Source organism: Rhodococcus sp. NPDC080181 (genome assembly GCF_040702225.1).
GTDB classification, from domain to species: Bacteria; Actinomycetota; Actinomycetes; order Mycobacteriales; family Mycobacteriaceae; genus Rhodococcoides; species Rhodococcoides fascians.
This window is the reverse complement of sequence record NZ_JBFBKN010000001.1, coordinates 318286-335323: the sequence shown is the minus strand read 5'-3', so window position 1 is coordinate 335323 and position 17038 is coordinate 318286. Positions and strand designations below refer to the sequence as shown.

General features: G+C 64.6%; 19 protein-coding genes and 4 tRNA genes. 18 read left to right on the top strand and 5 right to left on the bottom strand.

All coding sequences use genetic code 11. From position 1 onward, the window contains the following. Nucleotides 1–27 precede the first annotated feature (27 nt). Entirely contained in the window at nucleotides 28–1638 is a 1611-nt protein-coding gene (gene menD, locus AB0O58_RS01595) for a 2-succinyl-5-enolpyruvyl-6-hydroxy-3-cyclohexene-1-carboxylic-acid synthase (protein WP_366237763.1), read from the top strand. Here menD and AB0O58_RS01590 read toward each other — a convergent pair. Beyond that, nucleotides 1635–2138 (bottom strand): DUF2505 domain-containing protein, encoded by a 504-nt coding sequence (locus AB0O58_RS01590; protein ID WP_027498290.1) that lies wholly within the window; start codon nucleotides 2136–2138, stop codon nucleotides 1635–1637. The two genes, menD and AB0O58_RS01590, sit on opposite strands and share 4 nt — an antisense overlap. Nucleotides 2139–2193: 55 nt before the next feature. Here AB0O58_RS01590 and AB0O58_RS01585 point away from each other — a divergent pair, with 55 nt between their 5' ends. The 4 genes from AB0O58_RS01585 to AB0O58_RS01570 all read left to right on the top strand — a co-directional run bounded on the left by AB0O58_RS01585 (nucleotide 2194) and on the right by AB0O58_RS01570 (nucleotide 4998). Beyond that, nucleotides 2194–2667, top strand: a complete 474-nt coding sequence (locus AB0O58_RS01585) for a DUF3592 domain-containing protein (protein ID WP_366237762.1) — start codon at nucleotides 2194–2196, stop codon at nucleotides 2665–2667. Beyond that, nucleotides 2660–3085: a glutaredoxin domain-containing protein gene (locus AB0O58_RS01580; RefSeq protein ID WP_366237761.1), complete on the top strand. Its 426-nt coding sequence runs from the start codon at nucleotides 2660–2662 to the stop codon at nucleotides 3083–3085. The genes AB0O58_RS01585 and AB0O58_RS01580 overlap by 8 nt, the downstream gene beginning before the upstream one ends. Before the next feature lie 63 nt (nucleotides 3086–3148). Further along, nucleotides 3149–4288 (top strand): glycosyltransferase family 1 protein, encoded by a 1140-nt coding sequence (locus AB0O58_RS01575; protein ID WP_217900717.1) that lies wholly within the window; start codon nucleotides 3149–3151, stop codon nucleotides 4286–4288. Between the two features lie 14 nt (nucleotides 4289–4302). Next, entirely contained in the window at nucleotides 4303–4998 is a 696-nt protein-coding gene (locus tag AB0O58_RS01570; protein ID WP_027498286.1) for a demethylmenaquinone methyltransferase, read from the top strand. 12 nt (nucleotides 4999–5010) lie between these two features. On the opposite strand, the gene AB0O58_RS01565 is transcribed toward AB0O58_RS01570, so the two are convergent. Further along, complete coding sequence (locus AB0O58_RS01565) at nucleotides 5011–6258, bottom strand: geranylgeranyl reductase family protein (protein ID WP_094665466.1); 1248 nt, start codon at nucleotides 6256–6258, stop codon at nucleotides 5011–5013. Between the two features lie 294 nt (nucleotides 6259–6552). Between AB0O58_RS01565 and AB0O58_RS01560 the strand changes: the two genes are divergently transcribed. Together AB0O58_RS01560 and htpX are read left to right on the top strand one after the other, a co-directional pair. Beyond that, nucleotides 6553–7572 (top strand): polyprenyl synthetase family protein, encoded by a 1020-nt coding sequence (locus AB0O58_RS01560; protein WP_032365250.1) that lies wholly within the window; start codon nucleotides 6553–6555, stop codon nucleotides 7570–7572. Between the two features lie 87 nt (nucleotides 7573–7659). Continuing rightward, entirely contained in the window at nucleotides 7660–8529 is an 870-nt protein-coding gene (gene htpX / locus AB0O58_RS01555; protein ID WP_222067701.1) for a zinc metalloprotease HtpX, read from the top strand. A 66-nt stretch (nucleotides 8530–8595) separates the two neighbouring features. On the opposite strand, the gene AB0O58_RS01550 is transcribed toward htpX, so the two are convergent. Then, the gene (locus AB0O58_RS01550; protein WP_027498282.1) at nucleotides 8596–9096 is read right to left on the bottom strand and encodes a YajQ family cyclic di-GMP-binding protein; all 501 of its coding nucleotides are present in this window, start codon (nucleotides 9094–9096) and stop codon (nucleotides 8596–8598) included. A gap of 175 nt (nucleotides 9097–9271) precedes the next feature. Between AB0O58_RS01550 and AB0O58_RS01545 the strand changes: the two genes are divergently transcribed. From AB0O58_RS01545 to rplA, 11 genes are all read left to right on the top strand, one after another. Beyond that, nucleotides 9272–9354 (top strand) — tRNA-Tyr (locus tag AB0O58_RS01545). 183 nt (nucleotides 9355–9537) lie between these two features. Continuing rightward, nucleotides 9538–9610, top strand: a tRNA-Thr gene (locus tag AB0O58_RS01540). Nucleotides 9611–9673: 63 nt separating this feature from the next. Beyond that, nucleotides 9674–9746 (top strand) — tRNA-Met (locus tag AB0O58_RS01535). An 81-nt stretch (nucleotides 9747–9827) separates the two neighbouring features. Beyond that, the gene (gene rpmG / locus AB0O58_RS01530) at nucleotides 9828–9995 is read left to right on the top strand and encodes a 50S ribosomal protein L33 (RefSeq protein ID WP_027498281.1); all 168 of its coding nucleotides are present in this window, start codon (nucleotides 9828–9830) and stop codon (nucleotides 9993–9995) included. A 137-nt stretch (nucleotides 9996–10132) separates the two neighbouring features. Continuing rightward, nucleotides 10133–10645, top strand: a complete 513-nt coding sequence (gene hadA / locus AB0O58_RS01525; protein WP_045840660.1) for a (3R)-hydroxyacyl-ACP dehydratase subunit HadA — start codon at nucleotides 10133–10135, stop codon at nucleotides 10643–10645. Beyond that, complete coding sequence (hadB, locus tag AB0O58_RS01520; RefSeq protein WP_027498279.1) at nucleotides 10632–11057, top strand: (3R)-hydroxyacyl-ACP dehydratase subunit HadB; 426 nt, start codon at nucleotides 10632–10634, stop codon at nucleotides 11055–11057. Before hadA ends, hadB begins: the two co-directional genes overlap by 14 nt. A 189-nt stretch (nucleotides 11058–11246) precedes the next feature. Beyond that, a tRNA-Trp gene (locus AB0O58_RS01515) sits at nucleotides 11247–11319 on the top strand. 30 nt (nucleotides 11320–11349) lie between these two features. Continuing rightward, nucleotides 11350–11820 carry a preprotein translocase subunit SecE gene (gene secE, locus AB0O58_RS01510; protein WP_027498278.1) on the top strand — a complete coding sequence of 157 codons (471 nt, stop codon included), beginning with the start codon at nucleotides 11350–11352 and terminating at the stop codon, nucleotides 11818–11820. 60 nt (nucleotides 11821–11880) lie between these two features. After that, nucleotides 11881–12705 carry a transcription termination/antitermination protein NusG gene (gene nusG, locus AB0O58_RS01505; protein WP_027498277.1) on the top strand — a complete coding sequence of 275 codons (825 nt, stop codon included), beginning with the start codon at nucleotides 11881–11883 and terminating at the stop codon, nucleotides 12703–12705. Between the two features lie 64 nt (nucleotides 12706–12769). Beyond that, nucleotides 12770–13204 (top strand): 50S ribosomal protein L11, encoded by a 435-nt coding sequence (gene rplK, locus AB0O58_RS01500; protein ID WP_008713829.1) that lies wholly within the window; start codon nucleotides 12770–12772, stop codon nucleotides 13202–13204. 89 nt (nucleotides 13205–13293) lie between these two features. Next, nucleotides 13294–14013, top strand: coding sequence for a 50S ribosomal protein L1 (rplA, locus tag AB0O58_RS01495; RefSeq protein WP_027498276.1), 720 nt, complete (start codon nucleotides 13294–13296; stop codon nucleotides 14011–14013). Nucleotides 14014–14083: 70 nt separating this feature from the next. Here rplA and AB0O58_RS01490 read toward each other — a convergent pair whose 3' ends face one another. Together AB0O58_RS01490 and AB0O58_RS01485 are read right to left on the bottom strand one after the other, a co-directional pair. Beyond that, the gene (locus AB0O58_RS01490; RefSeq protein WP_032399437.1) at nucleotides 14084–14995 is read right to left on the bottom strand and encodes an alpha/beta fold hydrolase; all 912 of its coding nucleotides are present in this window, start codon (nucleotides 14993–14995) and stop codon (nucleotides 14084–14086) included. Nucleotides 14996–15005: 10 nt separating this feature from the next. Next, nucleotides 15006–16952 (bottom strand): CocE/NonD family hydrolase, encoded by a 1947-nt coding sequence (locus tag AB0O58_RS01485; protein ID WP_032375587.1) that lies wholly within the window; start codon nucleotides 16950–16952, stop codon nucleotides 15006–15008. Nucleotides 16953–17038: the final 86 nt, after the last annotated feature.

The following is a 17038-nucleotide window of genomic DNA, read 5'->3' as shown; positions in this document are numbered from 1 at the left end:
ACCGGAGCATCTGACACTCTGGAAACTGTGAATCCGTCCACCGCTCAGGCCACTGCAGTCGTCGACGAACTGGCGCGCAGCGGGATCGAAGACGTCGTGCTCTGTCCCGGCTCGCGCAACGCCCCGTTGGCCTTCGCTCTGCAGGAAGCAGACGCGGCCGGACGGCTACGACTGCACATGCGGATCGACGAGCGGACCGCCGGATTCCTGGCCATCGGACTGAGCCTGGGCAGCGGCCAACCTGTCCCGGTGGTGATGACGTCGGGAACAGCGGTGGCGAACCTCGGGCCCGCGGTGCTCGAAGCGAACTACGCCCGGATCCCGCTGATCGTCATCAGTGCCAACCGGCCGTACGAGATGCTCGGCACCGGTGCCAACCAGACCATCGAGCAGTTGGGCCTGTTCGGGTCGCAGGTCCGCGCGACGATCAGCCTCGGGCTCGCCGAGGAAGGACCCAAGCAGAACAGTCAGTGGCGTAGCGCGGTCTCGCGGGTCATCGCTGCTGCGCGGGGTGCGCGCTCGGGCAACGCCGGGCCGGTGCACTTCGACATTCCACTGCGTGAACCGTTGGTCCCCGCTCTCGGAGATCCGGGGGCCCGGCCCGAAGGACGTCCCGACGGGATGCCGTGGACCTCGACCACCCAGGCGACCCTCGACGTCCCGGTCGAACTCGATCTGTCGGTCGACACCGTCGTCGTGTCCGGGCACGGCGGAGCCGTTCGTCCGGAGCTTGCCGGGCTGCCGACCGTTGCCGAGCCGACCGCGCCACTGCACGGAATTGCATTGCATCCCTTGGCTCTTGCGCAGTTGAAGCCGCGTCAAGCCGTCATCACCGGCCGCCCGACCCTGCACCGGCAGGTGTCGGCGCTGCTCGCGGATCCGGCGGTGGACGTCATCGCGCTCACCACCGGCCCGCGCTGGCCCGACGTCTCGGGCAACGTACTGGCCACCGGCACGCGTGCCGTGACCACCGGCGCACCCGATCCCGCGTGGATCGCGCGCTGCGCTGCCGTATCGGAACGCGCCGAAAAGGCTGTGCACCAACAACTTCGAGAGCACCCCAAGCCGACGGGTCTGCACGTTGCCGACGCGGTGATGTCGGCATTGCAGCCCGGAGATCAGCTGGTGCTCGGAGCCTCCAACCCCGTGCGCGACGCGGCCCTGGTCTCTACTCCGATCCCGGGCGTGAAGGTTCTGTCCAATCGTGGCGTGGCCGGCATCGACGGCACCGTCTCGACGGCCATCGGTGCGGCGATGGCCGGAAAGCGCCGCACCGTGGCACTTCTCGGTGATCTGACGTTCCTGCACGACGCGGCCGGTCTACTCATCGGCACCGGTGAGCCGCGTCCGGACGACCTGACGATCGTCGTCGCCAACGACGACGGCGGCGGCATCTTCGAGCTTCTCGAACAGGGCGACCCGCAGTACGCGGGTGTGTTCGAGCGGGTGTTCGGAACACCGCACGGAATGGACCTGGGAGCGTTGTGCGGGGCCTACCGCGTGGAGCACCACCTGGTCGACTTGGCCGATCTGGCAACCGAACTCACCGGCCATGCCGACGGAATCCGCGTGTTGGAAGTGACCACGGATCGGTCCGGGCTGCGCGACCTACACGCAGCGATCCGGGCCCGTCTCTAATTCTGTTGCGCAGCAACCCATTCGAGTGTTTCGCCGGTTTCCTGATCGATCATGTCCTTGATCATCTTGTTGATCAGGTCTTCGATCTTGCCGCCGACGAGCGGAATCTTGACCGTCGATTCACCCTTGACGACCAGTTTCGCTCCGGTGCCGTCGGGGCGAAGCGAGAGGGTGCCGTTCACTTTCGCGGGGAGACCCGTGGTGCCGCCGACCAGCGTGCCCTCGGCGTGGTCGCCTTCGAGCGGACCCCAGTGGTCGGTACGCGAGACGATCAGCTTGCCCTTGATGACTTTCGTGACGAAGCCGGGCAGTTCGGACGTGCCGACTTCCTCGGTGATGTCCACGGTCAAGCCGCCGTCGTCGTGCTTGGTCATCTCGTACCCGTCCGTCTTCTTGGCCTTGGCGAAGCGGGCGGCCCACTGGTCTTCACTGGTGAGTGCGGCGTGCACGTCAGCGGGCGGATTGGACGATTCGACGGTGAACTCGAAGCTGCGCGACATGAGCACAGAGGCTACCGGAGCGGAGGCGAACCGGCCGCGAAGTAACCTGAATGCTGTGACCGACACCGAGAGGGGCAGCCGAACTCTGCACAGAATCCGGCTGGTCGTGCTCGTGGTCGCGGTCGCCATCTCGATTCTGTCGTTCCTCTTGGTGGTCGGTGCCTGGCGAAACGACGTCACCATCGACTCCGACAAGGGCGTCGCGACGGCCGAGGTGCTCTCAGCGGGCAAATTGCGTTCGGCGGTCAGTTTCATCACCCCCGACGGCGTGACCCACAATCCCAGACTCGGCGTGCTGTACCCCACCAATCTCGTCGTGGGGCAACGCATCGAGGTCGAGTACTACAAGGCGGACTCCGGCAACAACGACAGCGACAGCGACCTGCTGGTGCGGGTTGCCGGCCGTGACGCCGCCGTGGCCATCGTTCCTGCCGGATCGGTCATCGTCGTCACGTGGCTGATCGCCGGGCCGGTGTTGTTCTGGTTACGTCGCAAGGAGACCCAGCGCAAAGAGGCACAGAATGCGTAATGCCAGGCAGTGGGTCATCGCTGCTGTCGCCGCAGTGGCCGGGTTCGCGTTGGTGAACTTCGGCAACATCGCGTCCTCGATCGTGATCATGGTGCTCGTGGTGGTGTTCCTGCTCGTCCTGACGACTCCGGTGCTGTATCCGCGCTCTGCATCCGACGACGCGTCTCGAGTGGCTGCCATCGAAAAATCGGTGCCGCTGATCTACTGGCGTCCCGGTTGCATCTTCTGCCTTCGGCTGCGGGTTGCGCTGTTGCTCCGCGGAAAGAAGGCCGTGTGGACGAACATCCGCGCAGATGCTGCTGCCGCAGCGCGGGTTCGGTCGGTGAACGACGGGAACGAGACGGTTCCGACGGTGTTCGTGGGCACCGGACACCGCACCAACCCGAGTCCGTCGTGGGTCGCCCAGCAATTCGTGTGACGTTGGCCCACACGTAACGTCGTCCATGCCTGGGCGACTGCGTGGCCACCCACACTGAAAACCGTGCGAGTAGCCATCGTTGCGGAATCGTTCTTACCCAACATGAACGGCGTCACCCACTCGGTGATCCGTGTCCTCGAACATCTCGAGAAGACCGGGCACGACGCCATCGTCGTCGCCCCCGACAACCCGTCGGGACCGCGAGCGGCGACCTGGCACAACGGCGTCCCGGTCCACCGAGTGCCGTCCGTCATGGTGCCGAAGGTCAGCTCCCTGCCCGTCGGTGTTCCTGGCCTCGGGATGGTCTCGGCGCTACGGACCTTCGCGCCCGACGTCGTGCATCTGGCGTCCCCGTTCCTGCTCGGAGCGGGCGGCCTGGCCGCCGCCAACCGCCTCGACGTGCCTGCCGTCGCCGTCTACCAGACCGATGTCGCAGGATTCGCCGCGAGCTACGGCCTCGGCTTGACCTCGAAGGCCGCGTGGCGTTGGACCAGGAGACTGCACCGCGGAGCGGCCCGCACTCTGGCACCGTCCACCTCGGCCGTCGACGCTCTCGAGCAGCACGGCATCCCGCGCGTGCATCGGTGGGCCAGGGGAGTGGACGCGGTTCGGTTCGCGCCCTCGGCCGCGTCGGCCACCCTTCGCGGCCGATGGGGATCCGGCGAAAAGCTGATCGTCGGGTTCGTCGGCAGGCTCGCGCCGGAGAAGCACGTCGAACGGCTCGCCGTGCTGGCCGCAGATCCGTCGATCCAGCTGGTGATCGTCGGTGGCGGACCCGATACTGCAGCACTGCAGGCGTTGATGCCGAACGCGATCTTCACCGGGCAACTCGGCGGCGACGAACTCGCGCAGGCCTACGCCAGCTTCGACATATTCGTCCACCCCGGCGAACACGAAACCTTCTGTCAGGCAGTCCAAGAAGCCCTCGCCAGCGGAGTGCCCGTCATCGGTCCCGACGCCGGCGGACCCCGCGATCTGGTCTCGCACTGCCGCAACGGTTACCTACTGCCGGTCGACAAGTTCACCGAGTTGCTGCCCAGTGCAGTCGGTGCCCTCGCCGAACCCACCACCCGCGCCCGCTTCGGCAACGCCGCCCGCCGATCGGTTCTGCACCGCACCTGGCCTGCCATCTGCGACGAGCTGATCTCCCACTACTACGACGTGCAAGGCATCACAGCGCCACGGGTGACCGAAGCAGCCTGAGTAAGCTGGAGTTCGTGGCCACGACATCGCGCGCAACCCTGGAAAAAGAGCCCCACGAGGTGGCGTCGATGTTCGACGGCGTCGCCCGCCGCTACGACATCACCAACACCGTTCTGTCGTTCGGCCAGGACCGCAGCTGGCGCAAGCTGACCCGCCGAGCCCTCGATCTGAAGCCCGGTGAGCGGGTTCTCGATCTCGCCGCCGGCACCGGCGTCTCCACGGTCGAACTTGGACGCAGCGGGGCCTGGTGCGTCGCCACCGACTTCTCCAAGGGCATGCTCCGAGCCGGACTCTCCCGCGGGGTGCCGATGGTCGCCGGTGACGCGATGGCGCTTCCGTACGCCGACGCCAGTTTCGACGCCGCCACCATCTCGTTCGGCCTTCGCAATGTCTCCGACTTCGATGCAGGTCTGCGCGAAATCGCCCGGGTCACCAAACCCGGTGGGCGTCTTGTGGTCTCGGAATTCTCCACCCCGGTCTTCGGCCCGTTCCGCACGGCATACATGGAGTACCTGATGAAGGCGCTCCCCAAAGTCGCTCGCGCAGTGAGCAGCAACCCCGACGCGTACGTCTATCTCGCCGAGTCCATTCGCGCGTGGCCCACCCAGGAGCAGTTGGCTCAGCGCATCGCCGACGCCGGCTGGACCGACGTGCAGTGGCGCAACCTCACCGGCGGAATCGTGGCTCTGCACAAGGCAATTCGGCCCTGATTCCGCGCGCGGCTACGAAAACGGCGGCCGCGAATCGATTTTCAGTGACGTGGTTCCTGCGGTTCGCCACGTACGAGCGACGAGGTCGCTGTCGGCCTCGGTGACCAGGTTGCCCATGCACCGGACGGCAACTTTCATCAGTGCCCGCGAGCGCATGCCCACCGGACCCGCTGCGGGCAGGAACCTCGGCACGGTCAGCAGTCCGGCGAGGCGTCGAGCAATGGAGAAGGCTTGACCGTAGTGCTCACGCAGCACAGTCGGCCAGGCGTCGGTCAGGTCGGCGTGATCGAGAAGGTCGACCACCATGCGGCCGCCTTCGAGTCCGTAGTCGATGCCCTCACCGTTGAGTGGGTTCACGCACGCTGCGGCGTCACCGATGATCGCCCAGTTCACCCCCGCGACGCCGGAGACCGCCCCGCCCATCGGCAGCAGCGCCGACGCGACCGACCGCAGCTCGCCGGTCAATTCCCATTCCGACCGCCGCTGCTGGGTGTAGAGGTCCAGCAGGGGACGCAGGGCTCCCGATGCGGGCCGGGTGGCGGTGGCCAGCGTGCCGACGCCGATGTTGATGTTGCCGTCGTTCAGTGGGAAGACCCATCCGTAGCCGGGCTGCAGCGTGCCTGCGCCGTCGCGCAGTTCGAGGTGCGAGCTGATCCATTCGTCGTCGCTGCGCGCAGACGTGATGTACGCGCGGGCGGCGACGCCGAACGCGGTGTCGCGGTGCCACTGGCGTCCGAGTTGCTTGCCCAGCGTGGACCGGACGCCGTCGGCGACGATCAGAGTGCGGCACGCGATGTCGTGGCTGCCTTCGCCGGTCTGCAGCGTCACCGATCGGACCGCATTTCCGTCGCGGGTGACGGACACCGCTTTGGCACCCTCGGCCATCACAGCCCCGGCGTCGACGGCAACGCGGCGGATGCGGTCGTCCAATTCGGTTCGCGGGACGGCACTGCCCACGGCCGGGAAAGATCTGCTCGGCCATTCGAGCTCGAGTTCCTGGCCGAACCCACTCAGGCGCAACCCGCGATTGCGCGCGGTACCGCGAACCCATTCACCCAGACCCAACCGATCGAGTTCGGCGACCGCGCGCGGAGTCAGCCCGTCGCCGCACGTCTTGTCCCGGGGAAAGACGGCCGCGTCGGCGAGTACGACGTCGCGGCCGGAACGTGCTGCCCACGCTGCCGCGGACGATCCTGCGGGGCCCGCGCCCACGACCAACACATCGGTCGAGGAGGGCAGGGCCGGGTTGGATGAGGTCACAGATCCCAGTATCCCGATTGCCGCGGTGCTGCGCCGTCAGGGCCTTCGGTCGACCGTTGTCAAGGCCCTGCTCATCGGGGGTGTTCACCGTCGTAGCGGTGACGTCGTTCACTCATTGGCCCTGCAGGCCGCGTCGGGAAGAGACTCGGGCTCGGTTCGGTGAGGGAATAGTCACCTGTGGTGGGCGGCACCGTCGTGCGAGTGTGCACACTAGGTTCACTACGGTAGTACCCGAGCAGCAGTTTCCGTCATCCATCGCCGCTCGACGCCGACGACAGGACAGGGATCAACATCGTGAGTACAGACGACGCGACCGCAGTAACGGTCGTTGCCGGAGTCGACCTGGGTGACCCGGAGCTCGCTCGATCCGTCGCCGACGGTCTCGCGCGCGTCGAAGAGCTGATGATCAGCGAACTGTCCGACGGCGAAGAGTTTTTGACCGAGGCTGCTCTGCATCTGGCGAAGGCCGGCGGCAAGCGATTCCGACCCCTGTTCACCGTGCTGACCGGCCAGCTGGGGCCGTCGCCGACAGATCCGGCGATCGTCACCGCCGCCACCGTGGTCGAGCTGGTGCACTTGGCGACGCTCTATCACGACGACGTCATGGACGAGGCGTCGATGCGCCGCGGAGCCGAGAGTGCGAACTCACGCTGGGGCAACAGTGTGGCCATTCTCGCGGGTGACTACCTCTTCGCACATGCGTCGCGTCTGGTGTCCACCCTCGGACCCGACGCCGTCCGCATCATCGCCGAGACCTTCGCCGAGTTGGTCACCGGGCAGATGCGCGAAACGATCGGGGCCAAGAGCACCGACGATCCCATCGCGCACTACCTGAAGGTCGTGTGGGAGAAGACCGGGTCGCTCATCGCCTCCTGTGGGCGCTTCGGCGGCACGTTCAGTGGCGGCGATGCCGAGCACGTGGGACGCCTCGAGCGCCTCGGTGACGCTGTCGGCACCGCGTTCCAGATCTCCGACGACATCATCGACATCTCCTCGGCAACCGAGCAGTCGGGTAAGACTCCCGGCACCGACCTGCGGGAAGGCGTGCACACCCTGCCGGTGCTGTTCGCGCTCCGCGAGGAAGGTGCCGACGGCGACCGCCTGCGCGAGATCCTGGCCGGCCCGGTCACCGAGGATGCGCTGGTCACCGAGGCCCTGGAGCTGTTGCAGCGGTCACCCGGCATGGTCGCGGCCAAGAAGACCCTCGGCGAGTACGCCGACCGCGCCCACGCCGAGCTCGCACTGCTGCCGCAGGGACCGGCCAACGACGCCCTGGGCCGACTGGTGAACTACACCGTCGAACGCGTGGGGTAGTCGCCCACTCGGTGGTCGGGAACTGCACGTCGGGGTGCCGTCGTTGAATCGGGTAGGAACACCCGGTACGAGGAGGCACCCGTCACGATGAACAGTTACGCCAACGGTGCGAAGACATTCGGCCTGCTGGTCGGGATGTCTGCGCTGATCGTCTTCATCGGGTCGTTGTTCGGTAACTCGATGATTCTGATCGGGTCGATCGTGCTGGCCGTCGGCGTCAACGGCTACGCGTACTTCAACAGCGCGAAGATGGCTCTGAAGTCGATGCACGCGGTGCCGGTGAGTGAGCTCGAACAGCCGGCGATGTACCGGATCGTGCGGGAACTGGCGACAACGGCGCATCAGCCGATGCCCGCGCTGTACGTGAGCCCGACCAACAATCCCAACGCGTTCGCCACCGGGCGGAACCCGCGCAACGCAGCCGTGTGCTGCACCGAGGGCATTCTTCGGATCCTCGACGAGCGGGAACTTCGAGCGGTGCTCGGACACGAACTCTCGCACGTCTACAACCGCGACATCCTGATCTCGTCGGTGGCCGGTGCCATGGCGTCGGTCATCTCGGGTCTGGCGAACCTGGCCTTCTTCGCCAACGTCTTCGGCGGACGCGGTAACGGGGGAGCCAATCCGCTCGCTCTGCTGCTGGTGTCGATGCTGGGACCCATCGCGGCCACGTTGGTGCGGCTCGCGGTCTCTCGTTCTCGGGAGTATCAGGCCGATCAGTCCGGTGCCGAGCTGACCGGTGATCCGCTGGCGCTGGCGTCGGCACTGCGCAAACTCGAGCAGGGGGTGCAGCTGGCACCGCTGCCGCCCGAGCCGCGGCTGGCCGCGGAGTCGCATCTGATGATCGCCAATCCGTTCCGCATCGGCGACAAGGCGGGCGCGCTCTTCGCCACCCACCCGCCGATGGCCGACCGAATCGAACGGCTCGAGCGGATGGCCGGCCATCGGCCCTACTGACCGGAGCCTGCGGCATGTGAGTGGAACTTCGTAGTCTGCTACGAGGTTCCACTCACATGCGGCGCTCTACCGGTAGTTGACGAACTGCAGGGCGATGCCGAAGTCCTCGTTCTTGAGCAGCTGCTGGATTGCCTGCAGGTCGTCGCGCTTCTTGCTGCTCACGCGCAGCTCGTCGCCCTGGATCTGCGCTTTGACGCCCTTGGGGCCGTCGTCGCGGATCTTCTTGGAGATCTTCTTGGCGTTCTCGGTGCTGATCCCTTGCACGAGTTTGCCGGTGACCTTGTAGACCTTGCCGGACGCGGCCGGGTCGTTGGTCTCGAAAGCCTTGAGCGAGACGTCGCGTCGGATCAGTTTCTCCTTGAAGACGTCCAGAGCTGCCTTGACCTTCTCCTCGGATTCGGACGTGATGACGATGGTCTCGGACTCGCCACTGCCGGACCACTCGATGCTGGTGTCCGATCCTCGGAAGTCGAAGCGGGTCGCCAGCTCCTTCGCGGCCTGTCCGAGAGCGTTGTCCACTTCCTGCCGGTCGACTTTGCTCACTACGTCGAAGGACGAATCAGCCACTTCTCACACTCTCCAGTCGAATCGAAAATTTGTTTCTGCGGTGGTGTCGGTCCACATCCCGCTGGGACTTTATCGGCCCGCTACCGACCGTATCCACCCGGTTTGCGTTCCGGGGGGACGTTCGTTGTATTCTTCTCACCGCGCCGAAGACCAGCACGGACTTCGATCGCAGCACGGCAGATTGCCCGAGCGGCCAATGGGAGCGGACTGTAAATCCGTCGGCTTATGCCTACGTAGGTTCGAATCCTACATCTGCCACACCTGGAACCCCGGCGAGAAATTTTCTCGCTGGGGTTTCCATGTGAAGAGGACATATCAGGGCCGCTGACCTCGCAATTTGGCAGTCGGTGCTCGGAATGTGTAACCTCTTGAAGGCTTCAGCGCACGGCTTGTTCGTGTTCTGAGGTGGAGCCTGCGGAACGAGAGTTCCCGTAGTCACCCGCCCCCTTAGCTCAGTCGGTAGAGCGTTTCCATGGTAAGGAAAAGGTCAACGGTTCGATTCCGTTAGGGGGCTCGCTGGATTGGATGGCTCGACGTCGCGCTCCCGTTCGTGGGATGGTGGACGATGAGCACCTGAGGCGGTGTAGCTCAGTTGGTAGAGCAAACGACTCATAATCGTTGCGTCGCCGGTTCAAGTCCGGTCACCGCTACACAGTAGGCAAGCACGGCAAGTAGCACGCATGAACAGTCCTGATTGACCCAGATCAGATTTACCCGAAAGTAGGCGTCCAGTGGCCTCCTCCACCGATGTGCGGCCCAAGATCACCTTGGCCTGCGAGGTTTGCAAGCACCGCAACTACATCACCAAGAAGAACCGTCGGAACGATCCCGACCGCATCGAGCTGAAGAAGTTCTGCTCCAACTGCGGAACGCACCGGGCTCACCGCGAATCTCGCTAGATTGCACGGCTCGCTGGTTCGCAGTTCCGATCTCTAGTCGGCGCCCGGCGTTAGGTCACTTTTTCTCCCCCTAACGGCTCTTGCGTCCAGGGTAGAAAAGGTTTTCCGTGTCACAAGCTCCACACGATGTCCCGACCATGGATGCATCCGCACACGCGGCGTCCATGGTCGGTTCTCATTTCCGCGTCGACGACTTCTACGAGGTCGGCCGCGAGAAGGTTCGTGAATACGCGCGTGCCGTCCAGGATTTTCATCCCGCGCATCACGACGAGGACGCAGCGAAGGGCCTCGGTTACGACGGTCTCCTCGCGCCCTTGACCTTCGTTTCCCTGCTCGGGATCATGTCGCAGACCCGGATGCTGCAAGAGGTCATCACCGGTTACGACCCGAGCCAGATTCTGCAGACCGACCAACGACTGGAATTCCATCGCCCGATTCAGGTCGGCGATCGAATCTTCTGCGACGTGTACCTCGAGTCCTTCCGGCAGATGAGCGGCAGCGACATCATGACCACGAAGAACATCATCACCGACCAGAACGGTGATCTCGTACAGACCACGTGGACGACCATCGTGGCGCGGACCGGCGGGGAGATCGACGAGAACATCGCCCATGCGGTCAAGGAAGTGATCAGGCATGGCGCTTCGTAGTTTCGACGACGTGTCCGTCGGCGAGGAGCTGCCCGAGCGAGTCGTGTCCTTGACCCGCGGCGACCTGGTGAACTACGCCGGTGTGTCCGGCGATCCCAACCCGATCCACTGGAGTGACGAAGTTGTCGCGCTGGCCGGATTGGACAACGTGATCGCGCACGGAATGCTGACGATGGGCCTCGGTGCCGGCTTCGTCACGTCATGGCTCGGCGATCCGGGTGCGGTCACCGAGTACAACGTGCGCTTCACCAGCTCGGTGTTCGTCCCGGCGGATTCGGCGGCGCAGGTCGAGTTCACCGGCAAGATCAAGACGATGGACGTCGAGGAGCGAACTGCCGTGATTGCCATCGTGGCGAAGTTCGAGGGCAAGAAGATTTTCGGGCGAGCTACCGCAACGGTACGTTTGGCCTGAGCATGTCGATCCGGCAGAAGTAGTTCGTGGCCGGGACGACGGGATTTATCTGTTCCGAAGAGTGTGCAGTACACTGAGATTTCTGGGGTAATCCGGCGCTCTGCGCTGCCCGCGTCCTCTTTCCGAGGTGACGTGGGCTCGAGCGTGTGAGTCGGATCGACACCAGAGCGGCCGAGAAGTTTCGGCCGAAGGGGCGTAGCTCAATTGGTAGAGCAACGGTCTCCAAAACCGTAGGTTGCAGGTTCAAGTCCTGTCGCCCCTGCCCAAGGTGTCAGCAACTGAGAGGAACGACGTGAGCGAGGAGCGCGGTAAGCGCGACGGTCGATCGGGGGAGTTCGAGGACTCTTCGGCCCCAGACGACGTCGTACCTGGCTCCGAGGGCCGTCTCTCCGATGCTGATACGTCTGCCGGTGGATCTTCTGCGGAGGCTGTCGTACCCACCGGTAAGCGATCGTCGAGCAGGGCACGCAGCACCGGTGCTGCCTCGGTGTCGATGACGAAGACTGCGACCGCGTCCACGAAAGCCACGTCCGGCAAGGGACGTTCGGGCAAGGCCAAAGCAGACAAGCGGCCCAACGTTTTTCTGCGGCTGCTGCAGTTCTTCCGCGAGGTTGTTGCCGAACTGCGCAAGGTCATCTGGCCGAACAAGAAGCAGATGGTCACCTACACCACCGTCGTGCTCGTCTTCCTGACGTTCATGGTCGCGTACATCAGCGGTCTCGACGTGTTGTTCATCAAAGGCGTCGGCTGGCTGTTCGGCTGACCGAGACGGCCGACTTTTCGACGATCGAACCGAGCAGGAAACTAGAGAAAGGGTGCTGACGTGAGCACGCCGCACAACGACGCCACCGAAGTGGCCGCATTCGACGCCGATGTCGAGGCGACCAAGCAGGGCCTCGAAGCGGAGCAGGCCGCTCAGGACCGCGAGACCGACGAAGCAATCAAGGCCGACGTGGCCGCTGCCGCCGGGGACGACGTTGCCGCCGAAGGCGACGAGGCCGCTGACGCCGACGTCACGGCAGAGCCCGAGGATCCCGTCGCCGAGATGAAGGCGGCTCTGCGTCGCGCTCCCGGCGACTGGTACGTCATCCACTCGTACGCCGGATACGAGAACAAGGTCAAGGCCAACCTCGAGACCCGTGTGCAGAACCTCGACGTCGGCGACTACATCTTCCAGGTGGAAGTTCCCACCGAAGAGGTCACCGAGATCAAGAACGGCCAGCGCAAGCAGGTCAACCGCAAGGTTCTGCCCGGCTACATCCTGGTCCGCATGGAACTCAACGACGAGTCCTGGGGCGCAGTGCGCAACACCCCCGGCGTCACCGGATTCGTCGGTGCGACGTCGCGTCCGTCACCGTTGACCATCAACGAGGTCGTCAAGTTCCTCATGCCGCAGGAAGGCGCCAAGAAGGACGCGAAAGCGACCGCAGGCGCAAGCGACCAGAGCGGCGACACCACGTCGAAGCCGACCATCGAGGTCGACTTCGAGGTCGGCGAGTCGGTCACCGTCATGGACGGCCCGTTCGCGACTCTCCCCGCCAGCATCAGCGAGGTCAACGCAGAGCAGCAGAAGCTCAAGGTGTTGGTATCGATCTTCGGCCGTGAAACCCCGGTCGAGCTCGGCTTCACCCAGGTCTCCAAGATCTAGAAGCCGCGCGCACAGACTTGCAGTAGCAACCGCAAGAAACCCGAGCGAATACAAGGAAAAAGAAATGCCCCCGAAGAAGAAGAAGCTAGCCGGGATCATCAAGCTTCAGATCCAGGCCGGTGCCGCCAACCCGGCACCGCCCGTCGGCCCCGCATTGGGCCAGCACGGCGTCAACATCATGGAGTTCTGCAAGGCGTACAACGCCGCGACCGAGTCGCAGCGCGGCAACGTCGTGCCGGTCGAGATCTCGGTCTACGAAGACCGCACGTTCGACTTCAAGCTCAAGACTCCTCCCGCTGCCAAGCTGCTGCTCAAGGCTGCAGGCGTGGCAAAGGGCTCCGGCGAGCCGCACAAGACCAAGGTCGCCAAGGTGACCATGGATCAGGTGCGCGAGATCGCCAAGACCAAGCAGGAAGACCTCAACGCCAACGACATCGATCAGGCCGCGAAGATCATCGCCGGCACTGCTCGCTCGATGGGCATCACGGTCGAAGGCTGATTACCAGCTCTCTGCAGTAACCGAAGTACACGTGGGAGAGCCGGCCAGGCTCGTCAACCACACTGAACTCGAACGAAGGACAGCAAGACATGGCAAAGCGCAGCAAGGCCTACCTCGAGCAGGCCGCAAAGATCGACCAGGACAACCTCTACTCGCCTCTCGAAGCCGCCAAGTTGGCCAAGGAGACCGCGTCGAGCAAGTTCGACCCCACCGTCGAGGTTGCAGTGCGACTCGGCGTCGATCCCCGCAAGGCGGATCAGATGGTGCGCGGCACCGTCAACCTTCCCCACGGCACCGGCAAGACCGCTCGGGTTATTGTTTTCGCCGCTGGTGAGAAGGCTGCAGAGGCCGAGGCAGCAGGAGCCGACGTCGTCGGAGCAGAAGATCTGATCGAGCGCATCCAGGGCGGATTCCTGGACTTCGACGCCGCGATCGCCACCCCCGATCAGATGGCCAAGGTCGGCCGCATCGCCCGTGTCCTCGGACCGCGTGGCCTGATGCCGAACCCGAAGACGGGCACGGTCACCAACGATGTGACCAAGGCCGTCAACGACATCAAGGGCGGCAAGATCAACTTCCGCGTCGACAAGCAGGCCAACCTGCACTTCGTCATCGGTAAGGCCTCGTTCGACGAGACCAAGCTGGTGGAGAACTACGGCGCTGCGCTGGACGAGATCCTGCGTGCGAAGCCGTCGTCGGCCAAGGGTCGTTACGTCAAGAAGGTCACCGTCTCGACCACCACCGGACCCGGCGTCCAGGTCGATCCGAACCGCACGCGCAACCTCCTCGAGGACGACGCGAACGCGTAATTTCGTAACTGCGAACGAAGGCCGGTCTCCCCAGGGAGGCCGGCCTTCGTCGTAGGGTCTTGCCGAGGATCTAGGCCGCGTTCGCGCGAGCGAAGTTGGCCAGGACGATGCCGCTGATGCGGTCGAGCAACGCGGCGGGTAGGTCGTGGGCCATGCCGTCGATCAGCGTCAGCTCGGCACCGGGAACGGCGCGGGCGATGGCCTTGCCGCACGAGGGTCGGACCAGTCTGTCGGCGGTCCCGTGAATGACGGTGGTCGGCGCGGTGATCTTCTTCGCGTACGGCCGCAGGCTGCCGGTGCCGGTGATCGCAGCCATCTGCCGCACGACGCCCGAGGGGTTGTAGTTCCGCTCGTACATCACCTGCGCAATCTCCAGTTGTTCCTCGAGCGGAGTGCGGAAGCCGGGAGAGCCGATGGTGGACAACGTCTTTGCCGAATGCGCGATGATTTCCTCTTTCGTGGCGTCCTTCCCGACGCCACCGAGCAGGGGCAGCAGGGCGCGTGGGTCCGGCGGAGGTAGGAACGGCTCGTTGGTGCTCGAGAAGAGAATGCCCACCGATTCGGTTCGTTCGGGGTAACTACCGGCGAAGACTTGAGTGATCATGCCGCCCATCGATGCACCGACGACGTGCACGGTGTCGACCCCGAGGTGATCGAGTACTCCTACGGCGTCGGCGGCCATGTCGACGATCGTGTAGGGCACGTCGGAAGACATCCCGAGCTCGTGTCGGATCATCCGGAGGATCTGGGATCCCCGCACCTTCTGCCCGGTCATCTTCGTGGACAATCCGATGTCGCGGTTGTCGATGCGGATCACTCGGTATCCCGCATCGACGAGGCGGGTACAGAAATCCATGGGCCACAACGTCAATTGCGCGGACAGGCCCATGATCAGCAGGACCGCAGGGTCATCGACCGAACCCATGTCCTCGTACGCGATCTCGACGGAGTTCGCCGGCGCGATGCCTTGTTCGATTCTCATGGTGTCGTTCCTACCAGCCCGGCTCACCGAGTATGGGCACCACCAGGTAGCTCGGGCTTTCCGGGTCGATGCTGATGTCCTGTTTGCGTAGTCGAGTGCGCAGTAGGTCCGGCAAGATCGGGATGAACCGTGGTGTGTCGGTGGCGAATACGTCGACCCGGAGTCGGTGGCCAGTGGCGATGACGGCCTCGGTGGTGAGAATGTCGATATCGAGAACGATGGGTTCGCCGATGGGTACCGGAAGCAGCGCCGCTTCGGTGAGCGGGTGGTAGGGCCGGGTGTAGTCGCCGTTCGGCGCGAACAAGGAACGTTCGTCGTCCACGGCTCGACGCGAGGCCAGAAGAGCGCCGTTGCTGAGCACCGTCGAGGTTCCGTCGGGAGCGACGTCGCAGATCATGATGGCCCACAACGCTTCCCGTGCGTGGCAGATCACGCGAAGATGCAGATTCATCGGACCGGACAGGACGGCGTCCGACTCGGCAGCATCGGTGGTGAAGGTGACTGCGGCGCCCTCGGCGAATCGGTTGTCGTAGGTGAATCCACCACCGAACACGGCCGTCACCCCGGCCAGCACCTGCGTGGTGTCACGCGAGACGACGGCCCGCAACGAGGGCCGCACCGTCAGGACGTCGCGGGCTGTGGCAGGTTCGGTGGTGAGGCTGCCGTCGGCGACGGCATGGGCCGCGGTGCCCGAGGACGCTGCCGACAGGTACAGCCTTCGTGGCTGGGCCCGAGGTGCCGGAAAGCGGCCGTGCGCAGTCCAATTCCCGCCCTGTTGCCGCAGTGTGACGGGACCGTAGTTCTCTATTCCGTTGTCGACGTCGCGCAGCCACTTGTCGAACCAGGCCCGCTCGAGTACGTCGAGGCGCGGTGGAAATCCTGGTTCGCCGAATCCGATACCGGGGTTGCCGTGGTAGCCGTCGCCGACGAGCAACTGCTTCGATCCACGTTCGAGGGGGAGCCGGTTGTAGATGTCGGGAGCGGATCCGCCGAAGATGTCGTGCCAGCACCCGTACAGAAAGGTCGGTACCGCGATGTCCTCGATGACGGCGTCGATGGTGTCGTAGTACTCGTTGTCGTAGATTCGCGGATCTCGGCCTGTGACAAAGCCTTTGGCCAGATCGAGCAAATTGGTGGCGGGGGATCGCACGCGATCGCGGAGCCAGGTGAACGTATCGACTCCGCCGACGGCCGGTGCCCACTTCAACCCGTTGACGGCGGCGAGCCACAGCGGGATGAACGCCGATGTCGCGCCTCCGGTCGCGAAGATTTCGCGGACGATGTCCACCGAGCCCTCGACGGCGAAGATGGCGTCGAGCCCGGCGGGTTGCTTGGCCGCGGCCTGCAGCGAATTGATCGCGGAATACGAAATTCCGGCCATTCCCACCCTGCCGTTGCACCAGTACTGGCGTCGGGCCCACTCGATCACCTCGAGCGAATCGAGTTGTTCCCTGGGTCCCAGCACATCCCAGGTGCCCGAGGAACTACCGGTGCCGCGGACGTCGACGATCATCTGTACGTACCCACTGCGCACGAGGTGACGGTTCACCGAGAAAAGGTCCGCCGCCCCGCCTGCCACCACACGGGTGATTTCGGTGATGCCGTCGAATGCCGTTCCGGTGAGATCGAAGGCGGCCGAGAAGGCTCTGACAGCACGGCCGAGAACCGGCGTTTCGAGGATCGTGTCGATCCCCTTGATGAGCAGTTTGTTGTAGGGCGTGAGATTGAGGACGGTGGGAAAACTGCCCTCCACCGCGTGACCCGCTGCGTCCGCGGGGCGGATGACGTACGCGCGCAGCGCCGTGCCGTCGCTCATCGGGATACGAACGTTCGCCGAGACGGAGACCCTCGGAAAGCGCGGTTGTTCGCGCACGATTTCCGCCCACGCCGCTGCTGCGTCGCCGCCGCTGGGATCGCGTACGGGTTGCAGGAGGGGGTGGGGCTGCACGGCAGTCATGAACGTCGACTAGACCGTCGAACGACCCTGTTTGTCCCGAGGTGTCAACTTCAGAAGACGGCTGCACTCTTTGCAGGCGTTTCGAG

Coding starts and splice junctions, on each gene's coding strand:
- rplK (WP_008713829.1), top strand. CDS start 12,770: ATGCCCCCGAAGAAGAAGAAGCTAGCCGGGATCATCAAGCTTCAGATC.
- rplA (WP_027498276.1), top strand. CDS start 13,294: ATGGCAAAGCGCAGCAAGGCCTACCTCGAGCAGGCCGCAAAGATCGAC.
- AB0O58_RS01485 (WP_032375587.1), bottom strand. CDS start 16,952: ATGACTGCCGTGCAGCCCCACCCCCTCCTGCAACCCGTACGCGATCCC.
- hadA (WP_045840660.1), top strand. CDS start 10,133: ATGGATGCATCCGCACACGCGGCGTCCATGGTCGGTTCTCATTTCCGC.
- hadB (WP_027498279.1), top strand. CDS start 10,632: ATGGCGCTTCGTAGTTTCGACGACGTGTCCGTCGGCGAGGAGCTGCCC.
- htpX (WP_222067701.1), top strand. CDS start 7,660: ATGAACAGTTACGCCAACGGTGCGAAGACATTCGGCCTGCTGGTCGGG.
- AB0O58_RS01490 (WP_032399437.1), bottom strand. CDS start 14,995: ATGAGAATCGAACAAGGCATCGCGCCGGCGAACTCCGTCGAGATCGCG.
- AB0O58_RS01580 (WP_366237761.1), top strand. CDS start 2,660: ATGCGTAATGCCAGGCAGTGGGTCATCGCTGCTGTCGCCGCAGTGGCC.
- AB0O58_RS01590 (WP_027498290.1), bottom strand. CDS start 2,138: ATGTCGCGCAGCTTCGAGTTCACCGTCGAATCGTCCAATCCGCCCGCT.